This window comes from Desulfocapsa sulfexigens DSM 10523, from assembly GCF_000341395.1.
GTDB classification, from domain to species: domain Bacteria; phylum Desulfobacterota; class Desulfobulbia; order Desulfobulbales; family Desulfocapsaceae; genus Desulfocapsa; species Desulfocapsa sulfexigens.
In genome coordinates this window covers 2,949,089-2,972,172 of record NC_020304.1, presented here as the reverse complement: position 1 = coordinate 2,972,172, position 23,084 = coordinate 2,949,089, and the positions used below count along the sequence as shown (strand labels likewise).

Sequence of the window (23,084 nt, the reverse complement as noted above, 5' to 3'; positions counted from 1 at the left end):
AAAAGGCGGGTTCAGTCACTGACTCTTCGCTTCCAGATCTCCATCCATAGACGATCATAAGCCATAGTAGCAGCTGATCCGGGTGTCGAGACTGCCACAGGCGTACGGTTGATACCCATCTTTTCAACATCGGCCAGGTAGGGTATCAGAGTTCGGAAAAACACCTTTTTCTTCCGATAGCTTTTAACTGTATCAAGATGCATGTTTTTGCGGCGTTCGACCATGGAAAAAAAGGCCCGGAGTTTCTTCCGATCTGCTCCAATCTTATCAAAAAATTTCATCAGTTGGGCCAGTGCCCTGATGGAAAGTGTAGTCGGAATAACTGGCATCACCACCTGATCTGAGGCCGCAATAAGTTTTTCAGATAACAGAGTCATATTGGGTGGACAGTCGAAGATAAGAACATCGTAGTCATCTGCAAGTACAGCAAAAATATTTTTGAGTTGATCCTGCCCATCAATATCAAGTGCAATATCGAGATTTCTAAAGGAAAAATGAGCGGGTAAAAGATCTAAGCCAGGATACCCGGTTTCACGGATAAATCCCTTCAGTCTTCCCTTCAGGAACTGTTTTTTATTAAATTTTCCTTTAATAGGAACACGATAATAAAAACTTGCGGCCCCCTGCGGATCCATATCACAGAGCAAAGTCTTTTTCCCACGAATGGATGAAGCATAGGACAGATTGACGGCAGCAGCAGTCTTTCCCACCCCTCCTTTGCTTGAATACATCGCTATACTATTCATAGCTTATACCGTGAACAGCTTCAGGATCGATAATCAGCATTAATCTTCACATAATCCAAAGAAAAATCACATGTATAGATCTCCTCACAATCTGTACCATCTTTCAAATCTATACACACTGTAATATTCTTTTCTTTCAACAGCTTGGTAGCAGCCTTTTCAGCATCAGGACCAACGGCAAGCCCATCACGAACAATAACCACATCACCAAAGGCAATGTCAACCCGACTGGGATCGAATCGGACTCCTGCCCGCCCCATGGCAGCAAAAATCCTCCCCCAATTGGCATCCTCTCCAAAAAATGCCGTCTTCACCAGAGGTGAATTAGCTACGGTCCTGGCAATCTGTTCGGCTTCGGCCTCACCACGCGCCCCGCATACTCGTATAGTGATGCACTTACTTGCACCTTCTCCATCATTCACAATCTGCAGGGCAAGCTCTTTCAACACGCCTTCCAAAGTATCCTGAAACAACTGTTTATCAATGGGATTATCCTCATCAATCCAGGCGTTCTCTGCAGTTCCGTTTGCCATAACCAAAACCATATCATTAGTACTGGTATCACCGTCCACCGTAATGCGGTTAAAAGTTCTATCGGTTGCCTGTTTCAGAGAATCATGCAATTCAGGAAAACTTATCTGGGCATCGGTAATCACAAAGGAGAGCATGGTTGCCATATTGGGCATTATCATCCCGGCGCCTTTGGCCATGCCCATAAACTTCACTTCTTGGCCTCCAATCGTCACAACTCTACTTACCACCTTTGGAAAAGTGTCCGTGGTCATGATGGCCCTGGCTACGGAATCAAAATTATCCTCACCCAAGCCCTCAACAAGTTTGCCCATTGCCGAGCGGAAGGCTCCAATATTCAGCTGTTCGCCAATTACTCCGGTGGATGACAGAAGCACCATTTTCTCATCAATCTTCAGGCGTGTTGCAAGAAGTGAGCTGGTGATGTTTGCATTCTCCATCCCTTTCACTCCAGTACAGGCGTTGGCACAACCACTGTTTACAAGAATGGCCTGAGCTCGTCCCTGCCGCAAACGATCCTGATCAATTATGACTGGTGCAGCTTTCACCTGATTGGTGGTAAAAACCCCGGCAGTAACAGCTGGAACATTGCTATAAATAAGACCAAGATCCAGCCGATCCTTATATCGAATACCTGCCGCTACAGCAGATGTGGAGAATCCTTTAATTTCCATTATATCCTTACCTTTAAAATGTGAATCCGTCAGGCTTGCACACTACCATCCACATTGAAGATAATGCCAGAGAAAAATAAGCTATTTTACATTTTTACCCAGGCAGGGTAGATTTGCAGATCAGACGCTCAAAAAAACGCATTTACACTTACCATAATTCATAAAAAAACACATGGATCAAGACAGCCTTCACTGGAGTGTTCACATTGCAACCATCATCATTCCCGTTGCTGACCTGATCCTGCGTCTCGGCCTTTCAATCAGGGTTATCATGCGTAAACGTCAGTACGGGGTCACTCTCGCCTGGCTTGTCGTCATACTGCTCCTGCCATTTTTTGGAGCAATCACCTATCTCCTGTTTGGAGAAAACAGAATCGGTGAAACCAGGGCAAAGCGGATCAAAGACTCCCTTGACCACTATCGTAAATGGCTGGAGGCCCTCCCTGCAATAGCACCTGTCAATTGGTCCGAACTCAATTCAGAATTAAAAGCTATTCACCACCTGGCAAACAGCCTGATAGGGATTCCGGCAATGGATGGTAATCATCTCGAACTGATCGAAGAACCTGAACTGATCATGCGTGCCATCATCAAAGATATAGACGCCGCTCAATCAACCTGCCATCTGCAATTTTATATATGGGCCGAAGGAGGAACAGCCGATGAAGTTGTTGCAGCCGTAATTCGTGCTGCCGGACGCGGAGTGACCTGTCGAATTCTTATTGACTCGATTGGGTCCAATGATTTCCTGAAAGGGGAAAAAATCCAGACGCTCCTGGCAGCCGGCGTACAAATTGAAGAAGAACTTCCAGCAGGATTTATCAAAGCTCTTTTCGTTCGGGTTGATATCCGGAACCACCGCAAAATCGTAGTGATTGACGGTAAGATCGCCTACACCGGAAGCCAAAACATGGTGGATCCAAAGTTTTTCAAGCAGGATTCCGGATTGGGTCACTGGATCGATATCATGGTCCGCATCCAGGGGCCTGTGGTTGAGGCCCTTGCCGGTACATTTATCAGTGACTGGTTCCTTGAAACTGACAGCCAGCAGGTTCAATTTCGATCGCTCGACCAGGATATCAGGCATATACGTGAGATTGCAGATATTACCCATCAACCACTCAAGGGAAATGTTCCAGTACAATTTGTACCATCGGGGCCAGGTTTTTCCAAGGATGCCATCCACAGTCTGCTTCTCACCACTATTTACGCATCACGCAAAAACATCACTCTTACCACGCCCTATTTTGTCCCGGATGAATCCATTCTCACCGCACTGCAATCAGCTGCCCGACGGGGTGTTGATGTTCGGATCATCGTTCCTGAAAAAAATGATTCCAGGCTTGTCCACTATGCAAGTTGGGCTCGCTATGAGGATCTGGTCAGCGACGGTGTCTCCATAAAACTTTTCAAAGGTGGCCTCCTTCACTCAAAAACCATCACAGTAGATGATGAATTTGCCCTTTTTGGTTCAGTAAACCTCGATATGCGTAGCTTCTGGCTTAATTTTGAGGCAACTCTTTTCATCTATAATCGGGATTTCACCAGAGAACTTCGTGCTGTTCAGGCCGGTTATGAAGTCCAGTCGCAAACTCTTCTACCTGCTGACTTCGCAGATCGCTCCATCATGCAGAAATTCTTTGAAAACGTATCACTTATTATCGGGCCACTCTTATAAATTAAATACTGTATAATTTTTTATATGGCTAAAATCCTCCTTCTCTCTGATATCCACGCAAACTTCCCTGCACTTGAAGCCATTGCCCTGTTCTTTTCGGGAACACGTTTTGATGCAATTTTCAACTGTGGTGATTCACTTGTCTATGCCCCATTCCCTAACGAGACACTTGACTGGCTGGAGACGAACGACGTCCAATCCATCGTTGGCAATACCGACTGGAAAATCAGAAAACTACTTACAGGAAAAACATTCAAAAAACCCCGCAAAACAGAGAAACGGATCATGTATACCTGGACAGCCGAACACCTGACACCAGCGGCTGCAAAGTATATTTTATCCCTTAAAAGAACCAGGCAATTAACCGTGGAAAACCACGAAATCTGTCTTTTTCACGGAAGTCCTGATAATCCGAATGAATTCCTTTTTCCAGAAACGGATCCAGCTCGATTTTCAGCTCTCTCCAAACTCTGCCCATGCGACATTATTCTCTGTGGTCACTCCCATACAGCTTTCCACAAACGGGTTAACAATATCCATTTTATAAATCCTGGAAGTGTGGGACGAATGTTTGATTCCAACCCAGCAGCATCCTGTGCTGTTCTCACCATCATAGGTGAGACTGTATCAACCCGGTTTCACAGAATTTCATGGCCAATTGAACAGATGATCCAGGCTCTCAAAAAACACAAATTACCCGACATTTACCAGTCCATGTATACTTTAGGAAAAAAACTCAATTAATAGTTGATGTTAAATAGTGTTACTGATACCATCTTCTTTAACAAAAACTTTTCCGCAGGTGACAAACACTATGACTCCCCCAAAAAAGAAAAAAATCCAAGCAAATGAATCCCAAGGTAGTACCGCAATAATTCGCAAACTCGTCCATAAACTCGACAAGGACTTCAAGTCACAACCACCCAGTGAAAAAAGTCGCAAAATCCTCTCGGTACTAAAAGATCGGCACAAAGAAGAAATAGTCGAAGCTGCACTTCTCAAGTATTACAACTCCGAAGAGTTAAAGCCCTACCAGGCAGAACTTATCAAAATGCAGAATCACCTTGAAGCAACCGGGAAAAAGATGATTATTCTCTTTGATGGTCGTGATGCCTCCGGAAAAGGTGGAACAATCCGTCGGGTTGCACGGTATATGAATGAAAAGCGCTATCGGGTCGAGGCTCTGGGCAAGCCTAATGAAACCCAGAAAACAGAACTGCACATGAAACGCTATATAGAGCGTTTCCCCCATGCCGGTGAAATCGTCATGTTTGACAGAAGCTGGTATAACCGCGCGATGGTTGAACCTGTCATGGGTTTCTGCACCCCTGAACAGTATCGGCGCTTTTTAACGAAAGTTACCTCATACGAACAGAATTTCATCCTCGACGCCGGCAAAACTATACTTTTGAAGCTCTATTTCTCAGTAAGCAAAGAGGAGCAGGCAAAGCGTTTTGAGAGGAGAAAAAATGACCCTCTGCGCCAATGGAAACTCAGCGAAGTAGATCTCCAGGCTCAGGATCTCTGGGACGAATTTACAGAAAAGAAAAGAATTCTTCTTCAGAAAACACACACTAAACAATCCAAATGGTGGATTATCCGTTCGGATGATAAGCACCTTGCACGACGCGAGACGATGAAGCTCATCCTCAGTTCAGTAAAATACAGGGGACGAAGCCGAAGCCTTAATTTCAAAATAGATCAGGATACTGTTATTTCCGGTAGCCGCGAATTAAAAATCATGAAACAGCAGATGAAGCAATATGGTACCCCGTTAAGCTAAGGAGCAACTGATGTCAGAAAAGAAAAAGAAAAAGAAAAAGAAAAATGATGCATCTGAACAGATAGACTGTAAAAAATTCAGATTACTTGAAGGAACTGCTTTAAGAAACATAAACACAAAAGACGGTAAAGGAAAAACATCCATCTGCGTTAAAAACTGGCACATTGAGTATGAAGCGGAACTCAAAATGCTCCAGATAGAATTAATGAAACTGCAAAAACATATGCAGGCCAGTGGAGATCGTATTCTTGCTATCTTTGAAGGTAGGGATGCAGCAGGCAAAGGGGGCACCATCAAAAGGATTACGGCAAACCTCAACCCCAGGAATACCAGAGTAACCGCACTCACCAAGCCTAATGAAACAGAAACAACCCAGTGGTATTTTCAACGCTACACTCCACATCTTCCCGCAGCTGGAGAAATCGTTCTTTTTGACCGAAGCTGGTATAATCGTGCCATGGTTGAGCCGGTAATGAACTTCTGTACCGATGAGCAAAACAAGCGATTTCTGAAGGATGTGCCCATGCTTGAAGAGCTACTGGTTAAGGATGGGATAAAGCTCTTCAAGTTCTACTTTTCAGTTTCCAAAGATGTCCAGAAGGAGCGTTTTGATTCACGGAAGACTGATCCTCTGAAACAGTTTAAACTTTCACCTGTTGACAATCTGGCTCAGGAATATTGGGATCAATACTCAGTACGTAAATTTCAGATGCTGTCCGAGACCAACAGAACCTTATCTCCCTGGACAATTGTTCGTTCCGATGTGAAGAAAAAAGCCAGAATTAACTGCATCAAATATATTCTTTCCAATATGGAGTATGACGGAAAACTTTCGAAAGAACAACTGGAATATGATCCAGAAATTATTGTCTCCGGGATTGAAGAGCTCCAACATATGGAGAAGAACATCATGAATCCCGACAAACTCCATGGTTAAACACGGATAGAGGTATATTGTAATACGGTTCGATAAAAACCGGCAGATTTAGCCAACGTACGTAATAGAATCTGATTTCTCTTTTAAATTGCAGTGTTAACGCTTCGATAATCTGTCGCAAAAATGCGTGGTACGGCTTTGCTCAAAACTATACGTTTAGCACGGAACATTAAGTTTTGAGAAACCGACGAATTTTGCGATCAGGTTATTGGCTTGTTCGGTGATTTTTGGCCGTTTGAACTCTCTATTACCCATTTCGGCCCATAAATCAACTTTGCGGTCTACCCATTAATTGTCCTTTGAGGCCAAACTAAAGCCAAAAGCAGATTTGCCCCCTTTTGCTTTCCTGGTATGGAAATATAACCGACACGACAACTCTGAAATAACGGGTCCGGGGGCGATTCACAGCAGCATACCTATTTGTCCTGTTAACGTGCTTAAACCTTCAACTGGCAATCCCAACTCGGAAAACAGGTAAACTGTCTTCGTAATTCTAACGCTTCTATGGTCCTCCGGTTCGGTGCCCCTTTTTTGCAGCAGAATTGGATCTCAGGTAATCTTTTAGATGAGATTGGCCATGTACCAGTTCGCATTTTAAGCAGGGGTGACGAAGCCCCTGTTGAAGCTGATTGATACAGGAAGGGCTAAAAAAAGTCCGCGCCGCAACAGAACGACCACTGTTGCGAATCTGTCTGATCTCATCCTGAAGATAGTCCCCGAAATCATCCTCCTTAAAGAATAGAAAACAGCATGGAGAGATCCCTCCGTCAGCATTGACCGCCACCGTATTCCAGAGTTGATGACAAAATGGGGCCCGAATATTTCTCCTGGGAATACTGCCATTGTCAATAATGGCCTCTGTAGCTCCGCCGCCTTTAACCACTCTAAAAACATCCACGCCAATCTTCATGGCAAGTGTTCGTGCGGATTCAACCTCGTCCTGATTGTGTTTGAATAAAAGGTATTTCCACTCAACAATAGGTCTCTTTAATCCCCTTGCCTTCTTATAACTGATCAAGCTTCGGGTATTTTCAATGACTGTTTGGAGGCTGGCTTTCTTGTGATAAATTTCATGAACGGCCTGAAATGCGCCACTTATGCTTACCATCAAATAGTCAAGGCCAGCGTTGCATACACTCTCGAGGGCTTCTTGCCTTGGGAGGCTCAGGTTGCTGGAGATAGTCGTATAGATACGTGCATCATGGAACATGCTGGTGATTTCAGCAATCCTCGGGTGAAGCAAGGGTTCTCCCCAATTAAAGAGATTAGCGCTGACCAGATACTCCCCAACCTCATCGATCAGTTTCCGGACAACAGGGATGTCAATCATCCCCGGTTTTCGACCGCTGTCACGCCTTGTCCCAGTTGGGCAATAGGGACAACAAAGATTGCACGTATTTGTAATGTCAATGACGGCAACATAAGGGAGAGATTTCGGGCTCAATACCCTGCGATATTTCTCGACTTCGCACTGGGCCACGTTACTTATCTTTCTAGGCGTAACATAGGGTGCGGCTGCCACCAGAGACAGAAAGGACCTTTTCAGAATACCAGAGTAAATATATGCATTGTGCATGGTTCTCATTTTTATATGCCCAATCACTGCTCAGCCGCCTGCGACTTATGCAAGTCTATAGCTAATGCTTTGTTTGCAGAATATTTATATTTCTCTTCGAATTACTCTACTAACAATTCTGAATTCAGTTGGATCTACACACCTTATATATTTGTGGGTGTTCCATTGTTACTTATCTCTTTCTAGTAATGAGTCTTTGTGAGGAAATTACTATGCGCCTCATCAATAAACACTATAGGACTATTAATCTCAAAAAAGCTTTTTTTGGTATTTCTAGGGGTGAAATCAGGATCAGCCTTTTGACCACTATCGGAACAACAGGATATACCAACTTAAACAATCCTAACGGATTAATTGTACACATTAAGTTCATTTCAACATTCCGGACAGAGAAGGGTGCAATCACCAGTTCATCTGGTGCATGGTTGTTGTAACAGGGAGTGTGTTATTCCCAGTTTGCTTAGAAACTCCGCAAAGTTAAACGGATCCCGAAACTGGTAACTTTCTTGTAATAAAGGGACAGGTCGCTATTATACCCATGGGAAGCCCATACGGAAATGGGGAGATTATCCCAGAATAATAGCCCATACTCACCCCTAATAGTCAAATACTTGAATATCTTCGAGTAGCCAGTGGTAAGGTCTATAGAGATATCCCCACCAGTAATAAAATCTAGAAAATCATCATCGAGTTTCAGATTGGTTGTGAAATTATAACTAATTCCATCTACGTATTCCCGCGGTTTTCCTTCAGAGTCATTTTCCCAGTCGTTATAATCTTCTCGATCTTTCTGGAGCGGCCCCCATTCAAGAAAGTACCTTAACTTTAACTCGTGGGTAAAAATAAAATCAAACTTAGAAAGTTTCACTCTCTTCATTCTAAAGTCAAACCCAACGTAATCCCACCCCCTACTAATGTAGTCATTTGCATAATAGGGGTTCTCCTTGTCTTCTCTAAGACTATTCTGCTTGCCATAGTATTCGTTCTGTGAGTTTATACTTTGTCCATTTGATTCATGGCCCAAATAGAAACTGTAGTAAACCTCCTTATTAGGATCGGTGTTAGTCCACCCTCTAAGAAAGAATTCGGGATTGAACCTCTTGCCTATCACAGGGGATGAGTCGCGAGTGAACACGTATTGTCCAAATCTACCGGTAAACGCGAAGTACAGACGGGGTGAGAAAGGAGAGTCTGGAATCCCATCATGTAATATTGGGTATTTTAAGGAAACCTTGAAATCGAGGAATGGTTCATCGCTATCATCGTCATAGGTCATACCTACAGCATTTTCTTCGTGGCTGCTTAACCTTCCCCAATAACTGGTGCTATCAGGCTCCTTATTCTCGGGAGGCATGCCTGTGGCATCGATTGGGAAAACCTGGACACTGTGAGTGTTACGATTAGTTACATATATCAAGTTCTCATTTACTGCTACACCGGAAGGTTCAAACATCGAAGAATTACTCGAGAAAATGATGCGGGTTGGGGCAATATTTCCTGTTCCAGTTAAGGGAAACACAAGAATATTGTGACCACCAGGATTGGCCACATAAATCCAATTCGCATCAACAGCTACCCCGGCAGCCGAACTTAAGGTTGTGTTCGGCCCGGAAATGCTACGTGTCGGGGCGATATTTCCTTTCCCCTTTCTGGGAAAGATATCGACACTGTTGCCATCTCTATTGACTACATAAATCCATTCTTTATCCACAACTAACCCAAGCGGATTGTCAATAGTTGTGTTTGTGCCGATAATGTTGGTTGATGCCGAAGTGCCACTTGATACATCACTAGGCATTTCCGTAATGGTATTACCAGACTGATCAGTTTCATTAATTTGCGCCTGAACCGGAACGATACTTGTGAAAATCCCGGATAGTAAAAACAGAACTGCAACAATCATCAGATGCTTTTGGTCCATGAAAAATCCTTGAATCATGACAGATGGTTAGATCATATTTCCATGTCTTTGGAGAGGCGGAGGCGGGATCGAAACAAGCCATCAGTTTGAATTACTGTAATTTAAGTCAACAAAATAGCTATTACAAGGCCTTAGAGTGCTCTCTTACCCTCAAAAAGTGTATTATAAGAAGCCGAAGCCTCATTCAACATGATCTCTAATTTCTTAGAACATTTATTTAGGGTAAAAAGCGAGCTTCTAAGTGTAAAAACGGGTACTTTAAAACTCACATTAAACAGTAAAACAGATATTTAGCTTGGTCCGACCCTATTGTTTATATTGTTAACTATTGTTTTTTTACAGTTATCGTGCCACACCCCATCGTATACTAGTTTATCGTGTACATCCTCATTTCTGTCATTTGTCATCACCAATGACAAGCCCTGATAATTGATAAAACTGATAGTTGTTCTTGCCCGTGTTTTTGGCGACATACATGGCGGCATCCGCCTTCTTCAGAAGCACTTCCACCTCGTCTCCGTCTTGCGGATACAGGGCGATGCCGATACTGGCCTTGATTGTCATCTCCTTGCCCTGATGGCTTACCGGCACGCCCAGATGTGAGAAAAGCCGTTCCACCACCGCCACCACATCCGGCAAGCCACCCACGTTAGTAAGGAGCATGACAAACTCATCCCCCCCCAAGCGGGCCACGGTGTCCTCCTCACGGCAACAGAGGACAAGGCGTTCTGCCACGCCCTGTAGAAAAACATCGCCGAAGTGATGGCCCAAGGTATCATTGATCGGCTTAAAATCATCAAGATCAATAAAAATGACGGCCAGCTGCTGCTCCTGGCGTTTAGCTTTGGACAAGGCAACATCGAGACGGTCAAAGAAGAGTTCGCGGTTGGGGAGATTGGTCAAGGCATCGTGAAAGGCCTTGCGGGACAGATGTTCCTGTTTTTCCAGCAGGCTCTTGAGTTCATAAAAGACGCCAACATAGTGGGTTATCCGGTTATCCTCATTTCTGATTGATGAAATTGACAACCATTCCTGATAGATCTCACCGCTTTTGCGTCGGTTCCAGATCTCGCCATGCCACGTACCAGTGGCGCCCAGCGATTTCCACATCGCCTCGTAAAATTCAGGGGAGTGGCGGTTTGACTTGAGGATACGGGGATTATTGCCCACCACCTCCTTGGCCTCATAGCCGGTGATATCACTAAACCCTCGATTGACCCTTTCAATGGTGCCACTGGTATCGGTAACGCAGATGCCCTCAATGATGTTATCAATCACCTTGGCGGCCAATCTTAGCTCCGCCTCAAAGGCCTTACGCATCTTGTTCTCGGCAACCAGAGCCTCGTTACTCTCCTTGAGCTCAGCGGTCCTGTCCCGAACCCGAACCTCCAGTTCATCATGGGCATTCTGCAACGCCTTTTCGGCTCGATTCCGTTTCTCCAGATGACTACGAGCCTTGTGGATGGTAAGCCCAACCGCCACAAGTAGGACCAAGGTCGCTCCAAATACCGTGTACAAGTACCTCCTGACCACCCAGTTGTACTTTTCCCTACGCATGGTGATGGAGTAATAGATTTCAAAGGCCCCCATGAACCTGCCCGCTTCCATGATGGGCACATAGGTCTCCACCACATCAATCGGCTGCACCTGCCCGTCCATGGACGGCGTATCCTTATGCACCAGTTTGGTCAAGGATTTACCCTTGGCCACTACCTCGAAAAAATACTCACTGGTGGTGCGAGTCCCGATTTCCCAAGCATCCGTGGAAAATACGATTTCGCCGGTATCGGAAAAAATCCGTAACTTTCTTAATTTAAAATCCTCAACAAGCGCCCTTATTTCTCTATGTTTATGAGGCTGTAGAGAGTTGCGGTTGATGGGCGTCCCCTCGGTGGCAATGGAAGTGGCAAGATGACTGGCGACCCGGATGGATTCTTCCTCGGTGATGCTGGTCAACATAAATTGATAGGCCGGCACGAAAAAGAAAAAGCTCGCCAACGGTAAAATCAAGAGCACGGCCAGGGAGGCTGCCAGGGCAACAGTCAGGACATTCACTCGCATCATAGATGTGCCTCTCTCAAAAGAAAAGAAACCAGGCCCCGCGTGCCAGCCACTGGTAACGGAACCTGGTAACCGGGTCAGACCAAGATATCAGTCTGAGTTACTGTCATTTAAGTCAAAAAGATATCTATTATCAGAACATTAGCCACTTCCTTAAAAGGTTCTTTTTGGGGTAAAAAAGAGCTTCTAAGAGCAAAAATCTTTTGTTTTCTAGCCTACTTCAACAACAAACCAGCTAGGTACCTTAGTCCGACCCTATTGTGTAGCTACCCTTTACCGTAATAGCTGAAGAAGAACTCCTCAGTGGTTCCGGATACGTCATGAAATTTCTCCACAACTCTGCGGCGCTGGCCTCAACTACATTTTCGACACGGAAATAACCGGCAACTTTGCTCTCTGGTGCCGTTAGATACAGAACGATGTGTTCGATGCTTTTCGGTATATTGAGCTTACTGAATTCAACCTTTTTCTCACCTCAAAAAATCGCCTCAGCGAACCTGGGGTGTATTGAAATCATTATTACATTCCGATCTGTTGCCTTAACCATTGAATGCCTGCGTTCTTTAATGATGCTATCGCTTGAGGTGCCTTCTTCATATTACCATTTAACATGAGAGTCTGCAGTGAAATCTTCGGTTCTACAGGGATAACGATCCTGAACAGAATTGCCAACACCTCTCGTTTATTGCACAAGCTTTCGATATCAGCTAATGAGCATGAAAGAAAAAACGGGTTTTGGAAGATATTCCAAAACCCGTTTTTCCAAACAACCTAAAATGAAAATATCAACTATCAGTTGGGCTTTCCGCAACATTTCTTAAATTTCTTTCCGGATCCACAGCTACAGGGGGCATTACGGCCTATCTTATCCCCTTCTCTCTTTTCCGGCTGAGCAACGGGCGTCTCCTCGCCGGCAGGCCCTTTGTTCAGTTTTGCCTGAGCACGCTCTGTTTCCAGTCGTTCTCGTCTCTCGGCTTCCAGTCGTTCCACGTCATCTTCCTGCATGATTCTGACGCGCATCAGGGTTTTTACAGTCTCCTGTTTCACGGTTTCAATCATGCGGATAAAGAGATTGTATCCCTCCTTTTTATACTCATCCAGTGGTTTTTTTTGGCCGTAACCACGCAGTCCAATTCCCTGTTTCAGGTGATCCATGGAGAGGAGATGATCCTTCCAGTGTGTATCAACCATCTGCAGTAAAATAACCCGTTCGAGATGTCGTTGAGTATCTACACCGTTATACTCTTCCTGACTCTTATAATGATCATCAATCATTGCAGAAACCTTTTCCCGAAAACTTTCTGCATCCATTCCTGACTTATCAGAATCATCCCAATCAACCTTGACCTGGAAAAGCTCAAGCATCTGCTCCTCAAAGCCGTCCCAGTTCCAGTCTTCAGAGGCAAGACGAGAATTAGAGAATGATGAAATGAGCAGTTCTTTCTGGTCAGCAATCATATCCTGCACCACCTCGGCCAGATCACTACCGGAAAGCACTTCCCTGCGCTGTCGATAAATGACCTCGCGCTGCTTATTCATAACATCGTCATACTCGAGGAGATGCTTACGTATATCAAAGTTGTGCCCTTCCACCTTTTTCTGGGCGTTTTCAATGGCTCTGGAAATGAGGTTATGTTCGATTGGCTCATCCTCTTCCATACCAAGTTTATCCATAATTCCTGATATTCTCCCGGACCCGAAAATACGAAGCAAATCGTCTTCCAGGGAGAGGAAGAAACGGGAGGACCCTGGATCGCCCTGACGCCCTGAACGACCGCGAAGCTGATTGTCAATACGTCGAGATTCATGGCGGGAAGTTCCCAGTATATGGAGTCCACCGGCTTCTTTTGATTCCTTACTCAGTTTTATATCAGTACCACGTCCAGCCATATTGGTGGCAATGGTCACCTTTCCATACTGCCCGGCGTCAGCAATAATTTCAGCTTCACGATCGTGCTGTTTGGCATTTAAGACCTCGTGCTCTACTTTTTCTTTTTTCAGTAATCTCGAAATTTTTTCAGAGACATCGATGGAAATGGTACCGACCAGTACCGGCTGACCTTTTTCATGCAGGGCCTTGATTTCACGAATCACCGCCCGTTCCTTTGCAGCAATATTTTTGTATATTACATCGGCAAAGTCCTTCCTGACCATGGGCATATTGGTAGGCATAATAACCACATCAAGGTCATAGATATTTTTAAATTCCGAGGCCTCTGTATCAGCGGTTCCGGTCATTCCTGAGAGCTTGTCATACATGCGGAAATAATTCTGGAAGGTAATGGAGGCAAGTGTCTGGTTTTCTTTTTCGATTTTCACATGCTCTTTTGCTTCCAATGCCTGATGCAGCCCATCACTGTATCGACGGCCTTCCATGGTGCGACCAGTAAATTCATCAACAATAACAACTTCGCCATTCTTAACGATATAATCTATATCCCTTTGAAAAAGAGTATGTGCCTTCAACGCCTGATTGAGATGATGCAACTGCTCAATAGACTCAGGCTCATAGAGATTTTCAACACCAAGAAGCTCTTCGCCAAGAGCAACACCCTCTTCAGTAAGGGTTACCTGTTTTGCCTTTTCATCCACAAGATAATGTTCATCTGCTTTAAAAGAGCCCATAATCTTGTCAACATTTCCATACATTTCTGTGGATATTTCCGCAGGTCCCGAAATGATAAGAGGTGTTCTGGCCTCATCGATCAGAATGGAATCAACCTCATCCACAATGGCAAAGTTAAATCCCCGCTGACAAAAATCACTCATTTCAAACTTCATGTTATCGCGCAGATAATCAAAGCCAAACTCGTTATTCGTCCCGTAGGTCACATCAGCAGCATAGGCTTGCCTCCTTTCATCATCGCCCATATCGTGAATAATTTTCCCAACAGACATACCAAGAAAATTATAAACCTTTCCCATCCACTCGGCATCACGGGCAGCAAGATAATCATTCACCGTTACCAGATGAACACCTTTTCCGGGAATAGCATTGAGATAGACAGGAAGCGTCGAGGTAAGTGTTTTCCCTTCTCCGGTTTTCATCTCAGCAATTTTCCCCTGATGAAGGATCACGCCACCAATAAGCTGCACATCGTAATGCCGCTCACCAAGTACACGTTTACCGGCCTCTCGCATGGTTGCGAAAGCTTCCGGAAGAAGCTGGTCAAGATTTTCGCCTTTGGCAAACCGTTCACGAAATTCAACGGTTCTTGCAGCAAGCTGTGCATCATCGAGTGATGCTACCGTACTTTCAAGTTCATTAATTCTATTGACCAATGGTTTGATCTGTTTGAGGACACGATCATTCTTGCTTCCAAAGACCCTTGTTAAGGCTTTCCCTATCATAATTGCAATTCACTCTTTTTATTAAAATTGTAGAAAATCATAAAACATCAGAGACGATACACTGCAAAGCCTCTTCATCACAGTCTGGAAATTTGGGGCAGTTCAGACAATCACTCCAGATCTTATGGGGCAGTTGGCTCTTATCAATATCTTTAAAACCCTGTTTTCGGAAAAATCCAGCCTTATATGTCAGTGTGAAAACTTTCGTGATATTATAGCGATTGGCTTCTTCCAGACAGGCACGTACCAGCTTTTGCCCTATTTTTTTTCCCTGTGAATTTTCCAGAACGGCCAGGGACCTGATTTCTGCAAGATCTTCCCATATTATATTGAGAGCGCACAAACCGACAAGAACGCCATCTGTATCAATACATACTTTAAAGTCGCGGAGTTTATCATATAAAGAACTGAAGGAGCGTCCGAGCAACTGCCCCTTATCAGCATAATGATTGAGAAGTGAATGCATCGCTTTCACATCACTCATTGTGGCGTTTCGTATTATCATAAAAACTATTTCTGAATTATTTTTTTCTTTTTATCCGCTTCCAGCTGAATAACTTCAAATACCTGCTTCCCCTTACCACTATCTGATACTTCTGGAGAACTCTTGGTATCATTCACTGGTGGATACAGAAGTGACTGCCCAGCCCAGACGCCAATCAAAAACATCCAGAGAAATATGCAGAAACAGACAACGGCAATACCGGCTATTCCACTTCTGGTCACTTGAAATTTAACTTTCTTGACCGGTTTTTTCCGTTTTCTGGGAGCCATACATTCTTCTGTGTTACTACATTTTCTCCAGAGCAGTCAGACCGAGCATTTCCAATCCATTCTTAAAAACCTGCCGCAAAGCTGCAACCAGACAAAGGCGGGCGTCGGTAACTGCCTGGGGAACATTTTCAGGATCTATCACTTTGTGTTTGTTATAATAACTATGCCAGTCCCCTGCAAGTTCCATCAGGAAAAATATGGCACGGTGTGGCGCGAGATCAAGTGCAGCCGATTCCACGGATCCGGGAAAAGAGGCCATACGTTTTAATAGTTGTATCTCTTCCGGTTCCTTCAGGAGCGAAAGATCAGCATTACACACACTATTATTTTCCATCCCCAATTCTTCAGCCTTGCGCATGATTGAGCAGAGTCTTGCATGACCATACTGAACATAGTGGACAGGATTATCTTTTTCTTCACTCGTCGCAAGATCCAGATCAAACTCAAGCTGACTGTCGGCCTTGCGCATCATAAAATAAAATCGGGCAACATCGGGACCGACCATATCAAGCAGTTCGTCAACCGTGACAAAGGTTGCCTTACGGGTGGACATTTTAACCTGCTTGCCATTTCGGGTAAGCGTTACAAACTGATGTAAAACAACAGTAACCTTCTGTGAATCGTACCCGAGGGCCTCAAGTCCTGCCATCACATCAGGAACGGTGGCAATATGATCCGAGCCGAAAACATCTATCATCCAGTCAAAATTACGTTTAAATTTTTCACGATGGTAGGCAATATCAGGGAGTCTATATGTGGGTTCACCAGTATTTTTAATAATCACCCTGTCCTGGTCATGACCAAATTCAGTTGTTTTAAACCAGACGGCATCATCCTTCTCGTATACCAGCCCTTTTTCACGAAGTTCTTTTACAACGGAATCAATATGCCCTTCATCGTAGAGGGAGTGCTCGTTGTAATAGTTGTCAAAGACAATCCCCATTCGTTTCAGAGTTGAGGAAATATCAGCAAAAATAACATCTTTTGCCTTTTGAGTAAAAGGAAGTGTGTCCTCCTCGTCTACCAGTGCGTCACCCTGTTCATTGTAGAGTTCCTGCGCAATGTCCTGAATATACTCTCCCTGATATCCATCCTCAGGAAATTCGAATGGCTTGTTCTGGAGTTCAAGATAACGTGCCCTGGTGGATTGACCAAGTACCCGCATCTGACGTCCGGCATCATTAAAATAATATTCACGGTACACTGAATGACCCGTCGCTTCGAGCAATCTGGCAATGGCATCACCAAGAATAGCCTGACGACCATGTCCAATGCTTAATGGCCCGGTTGGATTGGCACTGACAAATTCAACCATAACGTTTTTGCCATTTCCCACCCTGGATTGACCATAGGTCTTCCCGGCCGCAAGCACTGGATTGATGATATCCTGCCACACCTGTTTCTTGAGAAAGATATTCACAAACCCGGGACCTGCAATTTCCAGTTTTTCGATGATGCTGTCATCCTCACCAAGCAGTTCCAGCAATGCTCCAGCAATCTCCCGAGGATTTTTTTTCTCCATTCCAGCCATGACCATGGCCATATTGGTAGAGTAATCCCCCTGGCCATCACGTTTTGGAACTTCAAGTGAATATTTTCCGGAAGCCTTGGCAGACCACTTCCCTTCATTCACTCCTCTTTCAAAACAGCCATCAACCAGTTTCTGTAATCGTTCAAGAATCATTCTATATATTTTCTTTCGTTATTATTTCCAAAGAGACAGAGTACCTCGTAGGAGATACTATCCATCCACCCCGCGATTTCATCACCGCTTATGGTGTCCTTTCCCTGTCGGCCAAGAATAATTACTTCATCCCCTGCCTGAACACCTTCAATATGGGAGACATCAACCATGCATAAGTTCATGCAGATGCGGCCCCTCACTTTTGCCCGCTCACCATGAACGAGAACTTCCCCTTTATTGGAGAGACTTCGTGACAAACCGTCTTCATAGCCAACCGGGAGCACAGCCAGACGTGTCTCACGACTGGTGACGTAGGTATGGCCATAACTGATTCCAACTCCGGCCGGTACAGTTTTCACCTGAAGGACTCGTGTAACAAAGGACATGACAGGTTGCAACTGTTCCCCATTTTCGGCTGCACTTCCAATCATTCCATCAGGATAGTAGCCATAGAGCGATATCCCTGCCCTGGCCATATCACAAGATGTATGAGGGAAATAGAGAACTCCGCCGGAGTTAGCGATATGTTTTATAAGTGTATCTGCATGCCCGGCAATGGCAAAAAGCTTTTCAAAGCGTAAAAACTGTTTGGAAGTATGGTCGGAATCTGCCTCATCGGATCGCGGAAAATGGCTGGCGATACCAGTCAAGGTAATCCCAGGTAATTGCTGCAGTGCAGAGGAAAAAACTCCAAACGCTTCCGGAAATATCCCGAGGCGAGTCATTCCACAGTCCACTTTCACATGAACTTCTATGACTGTATCACGCTTTACGGCCTCAAGGGATAATACACGTGCACTCTCAAGATCATAAATCACAGGAATGAGATCATACTCAAAAAAAAGTGAGACATCCAGGGGATCAAAGCCAAGAAAGACAAAAATAGCCCCTTCAACACCTGACTCTCGTAACTGAACTCCTTCACCAACTTCAGCCACACCAAAATGACGGCATCCGGCATTATTCAGAACACCTGCAGTCTGAATCATCCCGTGACCATAAGCATCAGCTTTGACCATGGCAAGTAAGTGGGCGGTTTTCCCTACACGTTCTGAGAGAAGACGATAATTGTGGCAAAGGGCTGAACGACTTATCAGAATCTGATTAAAAGAAGTGCTCATTTCAATCTACACGCCCATACCCGTGTTTTTCTTTAGAGGAACTTCGTCACCTTTTTTCCAGGCAACCCAGGCAGTTCTCGATGAAAACAACAGGCCCCAGCCGATGGAGACATAAAACAGTCCAAGCAACTCTTTTGGCAGACTCGAATTACGCATGAGACAGCCTGCTGCCATCATGAGCAACACCAGCAGCCAGGTTTTAACTGAATATACACCACCGATACATCGGCCATCACGGGTGGCGATTATGCGATTTATACTTTTTATGGCTGAACGATCCAGCATAAAGAGGGATTTAAGAGAACCCAGCAGCAGACCAGGGAGTACAATCCACAGTTGTCCAAGCCCATTCAGCCACACAATCCCCCTGGACATCAGAGAGATACCGACAACTGTCCACAGTGTTGCTGCTACCAGAAGATGTACCGATCGGGATGCACCTGGTTTGAGTTTGGAAAGTTTCCCAGCCATTTGAATTTGTCTACCCCATAAATAAGACAAGCCCATCCTCCCTGACGGGAGAATGGGCTTGCAACAAACCGAGTTCTAAATGACTTAGACTTCAGTTACGGTGATAGCGCCTTCAGGACAAACTTCAACGCAGGTCTCACAACCGAGACACTCGTCTTCTTCAACAACCTCTGCTTTTCCGTCTACCATCTCGTAAACCTGAGCAGGACAAGCGTTTACACATTCTTCATCACCAGCACATTTGTCTTTGTCTACAACTACTTCCCAAGCCATAATAACCTCCTAAAATAAATAAAAAATTAAAAAAGATACAAAAGGTATCTTTTTCAGTCTCCATAAGCATTAACGCAAACTGGAACACTTGTTTCGTGTATAGACCAAGTAATTCAACACCTGCTTTTTGTCAAGTATAATTCTAACGTTTAAAGGGGATATATTGTGAAAAGCTCAATCTCCCCTGCTAGCGCTGAAATCAGACCAGAATGAACCCGAAAAACATTGACCTGAAATCAATCCGTCTTATAGTACAAACTCCTAACAATTCATTAATAATAGAAATGCAGAGAGACAAGAAAATGGCAAAAAAAAATAAATCCACTGGGAAAACAAAAACTAAAACGCTGGTTGCCGAAAAAAACGAAGAAGCCATGATTGAAGGAATCCTTGAGGGAAGTCCCGACGGCATCGGTGTGGTTATAGTTCGCCTGGCATGCGGCTGTAAAAAGATGGCTGCAGTGGCAAAAGATGGTGAACCAGCCTCTAAGCTCATCATATACCGCGACCAGGCAGAAAGCATCTGTGACTTATGTAAAAAAGATGATGGTGACTATATGCGGGTAACTGAGGCCTTTATCCACTGGAGCAAACCTGAACCAAGTGATAGCCAGAAAGAAAAAATCAATGCAAAAGTTTTAGGAACTGCTCCCACCGTAAATTAGATTTTCAGGTGCTGTTTACTGAAGCACAGGGAGGTTGGATCTGAACTTTCCCTTCTTCTCCTTTTTCTCTTTACTCGAGTTATTACTCAGACAACTTGCAATTGGAACTAAGAGGGGGTATCAATAGCCAAGTTATTCTGTTTACAGATTAAAGGTACTCATCAGTACCACTAATATACAATATTACAAAATATAGGCGTTCAATTTTCTTCCGGGGTAAAAATTATGGGGTCAACAGCAAAAATCGTCTACGGCAGTATACTCACCATACTTATCATTTCTCTTTTTCTTATTTTTTACATGCAGAAAAGTGCTCAACTGGCACTTGATAAACAAGACATCCAGCAAACCGTCAAAAAAAAGGAACAGCTGATCAGTGAGATACAGCAGACACTTAAAGAAACAACTCTTTCTGCCGAAAATGCCCGAAAGAAAAATGACCTTATCCCCGAGCTTTCGAATACTATAACTGCCATCGAAAAAGAGAAAGCATTATACCAGCAGCAGGTAAAAGACCTTCACGAACAGCTGAACAAACAACTTGATGATGCCAGTAAACGCATGGTCGAATTCACCACCCTTCAAAAACAATTTGATGAACAACAGAAACTACTGGCCAGTGCAGAAAAAGAAAAAGGTGCCCTCGAAGCAGAGATCCATGAGATAACCAGGCATCTCAAGACATCACAGAATTCCCTTGAGCACAAAGACGCACGACTCAAAATGCTGGCCGCCGCCCTTAAGGAAAAAGATGAGGCCATTGCACTATATAAAGAACAGCTTGAAGCAAGTACAGAAACAATAAAGCATTCAAGAAGTGCCAACAACACCAAGGCAATGAATTTATCCCTGGTGCTTGACGAACTGGCACGTAAAACCCAACAGGTTGTTGACCTCCAGGAACAACTTGAACAACTGTCCGGAACCACTGGTCAGCCCGGAGCATCAGCAACCACTCAGAGGCCCACAGACGCCGCTCTAGCTGAAATTAGTGCCCTTATTGAAAAGATGAATCAACAGCCCACCCCGGCTGAAGATGGTAGACTCGCCGCAGCTATTACCAAAATCCAGGAACTTGAACTCAGTAACACCACTTTACAGTCACAAATCAATGAGCAGAGTGCACACCTCCAGGATTTGCTCAATGACCTGCAGGTAAGCGAAAACAGCAATGCTGAAAACCAGGAAAAGCTGCTACTGCTGCAGACAGACAATCAGTTTTTAAGCGATGAGCTTAACAAATTGCACCACATGAAAGAAGAAGCTGGCCAAACACTGACCGAGTTGCAGATCCTTTTGACTGACAAAGATCAGGAAATTGAAAATATCATCATACAAAATCAGGAAGTCACTGCTCAGTTGACAGAAAAGCTCAGTTCCCTTGAACAACAACTGAAAGAAGCGAGTGAACAAAATGCGCTCCTCACTGAGAACAGCACCCACTCTGAAACAACTCTTGCTGAACTGCAAGCGGTAAACGATTCACTCAGCAAAGAGCTTGAACCTGCAAAATCTGCTCTTGGGGAAGTCCAGCTTGCTCTTTCCCAGGCCCGTGAAGAAATTGAGACCCTGAGTACTCAACAAACAGATACAGACAAACAGCATGCCCAGCAGGTCGAGTCTCTGCAGAGTCTTCTTGATCAACAAACTGCTGCGACGGAAACAGCTGTAAAGCACTCAACCGATTTACAGAAAGAAATTGATCAAATTTCTTCTACTCTAGCTGAAAAAGAAGCAACCATACAACAATTAACCTCCCAAATTACGGCCAACGATGGTGCCGAAAAGGAACAGAAGATCGCACAACTCGTCGCAGATCTTACCGCCGCTAAGGCCCTTTCCGATAGCCAGATTAAAGAACATACTGCTCTTGTCTCACAAAAAGACGCAACTATTCAAAATCTTACCGATCAACTTAGCACGAATAATGAACAACTTGCCTCTCTCCAGACCGCCCTCGATGAGGCAAAAGCTCAACAAAGCAATGAGACAGACACTAGTACTGTGCAACAACAAGAGATTGAAAGACTGACTGAGGAAGCCGCCACTGCAAAAGCTGCAGCCGATGAGCAAACAGCATTAATTGAATCCATTAAGGAACAAGTGACAGCCCTTAAAGATACAAACAAAGAGCTGGAAGACTCTTTCAACGCCAATCAGGAAAATCTGACGAAAAGCCTTGCCGAAGTCACCGCACTGCAAACAAGTCTCTCGGCACTGACTGCTGAACGGGACAAACTCAAGCTTATGACCACCGATAGTGATAACGATGGCATATCAGATGCTGAGGACGCCTGTCCGGACACTATTAAAGGGGCCAAAGTCGATGAACAGGGGTGTGAGAAAGACTCGGATGGTGATGGCCTGGTTGACAGGCTCGATCTCTGTCCCGGCAGCAATTCCGGTGAAGCAATTGATAATGCCGGATGTACTGAAGAACAGACCACGGTTGTTCTTGAAGGAATAAGCTTTCAATTTGGAACGGCAGAACTCACTGAAGACGCTCATCATGCACTTGATACAACCGCAGCCATTCTTCAGATCAATTCTGATCTCCAGATGGAAATAGCTGGCCATACCGATTCAATTGGTGAGGAAGAATCAAACCTGCAACTCTCCACCCAGCGTGCCCAATCCGTACTGAATTACCTGGTATCCAAAGGTGTTTCTGCTGACTCCCTCCAGGCGAAAGGATATGGTGCTGCAGAGCCGATCGCTGACAACACAACAGACACCGGTCGTTCAAAAAATCGCAGAGTGGAACTCAGAAAAATTCAAACAGCCACGCCGCAGGAAACGGAAAAAGCAGTCAGCCCAGAAACCGTCGAGTAACGTATT

At 44.6% G+C, this 23,084-nt stretch carries 18 protein-coding genes; 6 read left to right on the top strand and 12 right to left on the bottom strand.

What is annotated here, in order from left to right:
• Positions 1 to 11 precede the first annotated feature (11 nt).
• Both UWK_RS13225 and argJ read right to left on the bottom strand, forming a co-directional pair.
• Complete coding sequence (locus UWK_RS13225) at positions 12 to 746, bottom strand: ParA family protein (protein ID WP_015404891.1); 735 nt, start codon at positions 744 to 746, stop codon at positions 12 to 14.
• 20 nt (positions 747 to 766) lie between these two features.
• Positions 767 to 1,951: a bifunctional glutamate N-acetyltransferase/amino-acid acetyltransferase ArgJ gene (gene argJ, locus UWK_RS13220; RefSeq protein WP_015404890.1), complete on the bottom strand. Its 1,185-nt coding sequence runs from the start codon at positions 1,949 to 1,951 to the stop codon at positions 767 to 769.
• Positions 1,952 to 2,123: 172 nt separating this feature from the next.
• Here argJ and cls point away from each other — a divergent pair, with 172 nt between their 5' ends.
• From cls to ppk2, 4 genes are all read left to right on the top strand, one after another.
• Positions 2,124 to 3,629, top strand: coding sequence for a cardiolipin synthase (gene cls, locus UWK_RS13215; protein WP_015404889.1), 1,506 nt, complete (start codon positions 2,124 to 2,126; stop codon positions 3,627 to 3,629).
• A gap of 24 nt (positions 3,630 to 3,653) precedes the next feature.
• Positions 3,654 to 4,373, top strand: a complete 720-nt coding sequence (locus UWK_RS13210) for a metallophosphoesterase family protein (protein WP_015404888.1) — start codon at positions 3,654 to 3,656, stop codon at positions 4,371 to 4,373.
• A 70-nt stretch (positions 4,374 to 4,443) separates the two neighbouring features.
• Entirely contained in the window at positions 4,444 to 5,412 is a 969-nt protein-coding gene (locus UWK_RS13205; RefSeq protein ID WP_015404887.1) for a polyphosphate kinase 2 family protein, read from the top strand.
• A gap of 10 nt (positions 5,413 to 5,422) precedes the next feature.
• On the top strand, positions 5,423 to 6,349 hold the full coding sequence (gene ppk2 / locus UWK_RS13200) for a polyphosphate kinase 2 (RefSeq protein WP_015404886.1): 927 nt from the start codon (positions 5,423 to 5,425) through the stop codon (positions 6,347 to 6,349).
• 502 nt (positions 6,350 to 6,851) lie between these two features.
• Here the strand turns inward: ppk2 and UWK_RS13195 are convergent.
• The 10 genes from UWK_RS13195 to UWK_RS13145 form a co-directional block, all read right to left on the bottom strand.
• Positions 6,852 to 7,925 carry a radical SAM protein gene (locus tag UWK_RS13195; protein ID WP_167320751.1) on the bottom strand — a complete coding sequence of 358 codons (1,074 nt, stop codon included), beginning with the start codon at positions 7,923 to 7,925 and terminating at the stop codon, positions 6,852 to 6,854.
• Between the two features lie 460 nt (positions 7,926 to 8,385).
• A complete protein-coding gene (locus UWK_RS13185; RefSeq protein ID WP_015404883.1) occupies positions 8,386 to 9,846 on the bottom strand; it encodes a phospholipase A in 1,461 nt (486 codons plus the stop codon).
• Positions 9,847 to 10,242: 396 nt separating this feature from the next.
• Positions 10,243 to 11,910 (bottom strand): sensor domain-containing diguanylate cyclase, encoded by a 1,668-nt coding sequence (locus UWK_RS18645; protein WP_015404882.1) that lies wholly within the window; start codon positions 11,908 to 11,910, stop codon positions 10,243 to 10,245.
• Positions 11,911 to 12,699: 789 nt separating this feature from the next.
• Positions 12,700 to 15,258: a preprotein translocase subunit SecA gene (gene secA, locus UWK_RS13175; RefSeq protein ID WP_015404881.1), complete on the bottom strand. Its 2,559-nt coding sequence runs from the start codon at positions 15,256 to 15,258 to the stop codon at positions 12,700 to 12,702.
• Between the two features lie 37 nt (positions 15,259 to 15,295).
• Entirely contained in the window at positions 15,296 to 15,763 is a 468-nt protein-coding gene (locus UWK_RS13170) for an N-acetyltransferase (protein WP_015404880.1), read from the bottom strand.
• 5 nt (positions 15,764 to 15,768) lie between these two features.
• A complete protein-coding gene (locus UWK_RS13165; protein WP_015404879.1) occupies positions 15,769 to 16,032 on the bottom strand; it encodes a hypothetical protein in 264 nt (87 codons plus the stop codon).
• 16 nt (positions 16,033 to 16,048) lie between these two features.
• A complete protein-coding gene (argS, locus tag UWK_RS13160; protein ID WP_015404878.1) occupies positions 16,049 to 17,716 on the bottom strand; it encodes an arginine--tRNA ligase in 1,668 nt (555 codons plus the stop codon).
• Entirely contained in the window at positions 17,713 to 18,837 is a 1,125-nt protein-coding gene (gene alr / locus UWK_RS13155; RefSeq protein WP_015404877.1) for an alanine racemase, read from the bottom strand. The genes argS and alr overlap by 4 nt, the downstream gene beginning before the upstream one ends.
• A gap of 6 nt (positions 18,838 to 18,843) precedes the next feature.
• A complete protein-coding gene (locus UWK_RS13150; RefSeq protein WP_015404876.1) occupies positions 18,844 to 19,308 on the bottom strand; it encodes a hypothetical protein in 465 nt (154 codons plus the stop codon).
• 84 nt (positions 19,309 to 19,392) lie between these two features.
• On the bottom strand, positions 19,393 to 19,581 hold the full coding sequence (locus UWK_RS13145) for an indolepyruvate ferredoxin oxidoreductase subunit alpha (protein WP_015404875.1): 189 nt from the start codon (positions 19,579 to 19,581) through the stop codon (positions 19,393 to 19,395).
• A 302-nt stretch (positions 19,582 to 19,883) separates the two neighbouring features.
• Between UWK_RS13145 and UWK_RS13140 the strand changes: the two genes are divergently transcribed.
• Together UWK_RS13140 and UWK_RS18640 are read left to right on the top strand one after the other, a co-directional pair.
• Positions 19,884 to 20,246 carry a hypothetical protein gene (locus tag UWK_RS13140; RefSeq protein WP_041916992.1) on the top strand — a complete coding sequence of 121 codons (363 nt, stop codon included), beginning with the start codon at positions 19,884 to 19,886 and terminating at the stop codon, positions 20,244 to 20,246.
• A 225-nt stretch (positions 20,247 to 20,471) separates the two neighbouring features.
• Complete coding sequence (locus tag UWK_RS18640; protein ID WP_015404873.1) at positions 20,472 to 23,078, top strand: OmpA family protein; 2,607 nt, start codon at positions 20,472 to 20,474, stop codon at positions 23,076 to 23,078.
• Positions 23,079 to 23,084: the final 6 nt, after the last annotated feature.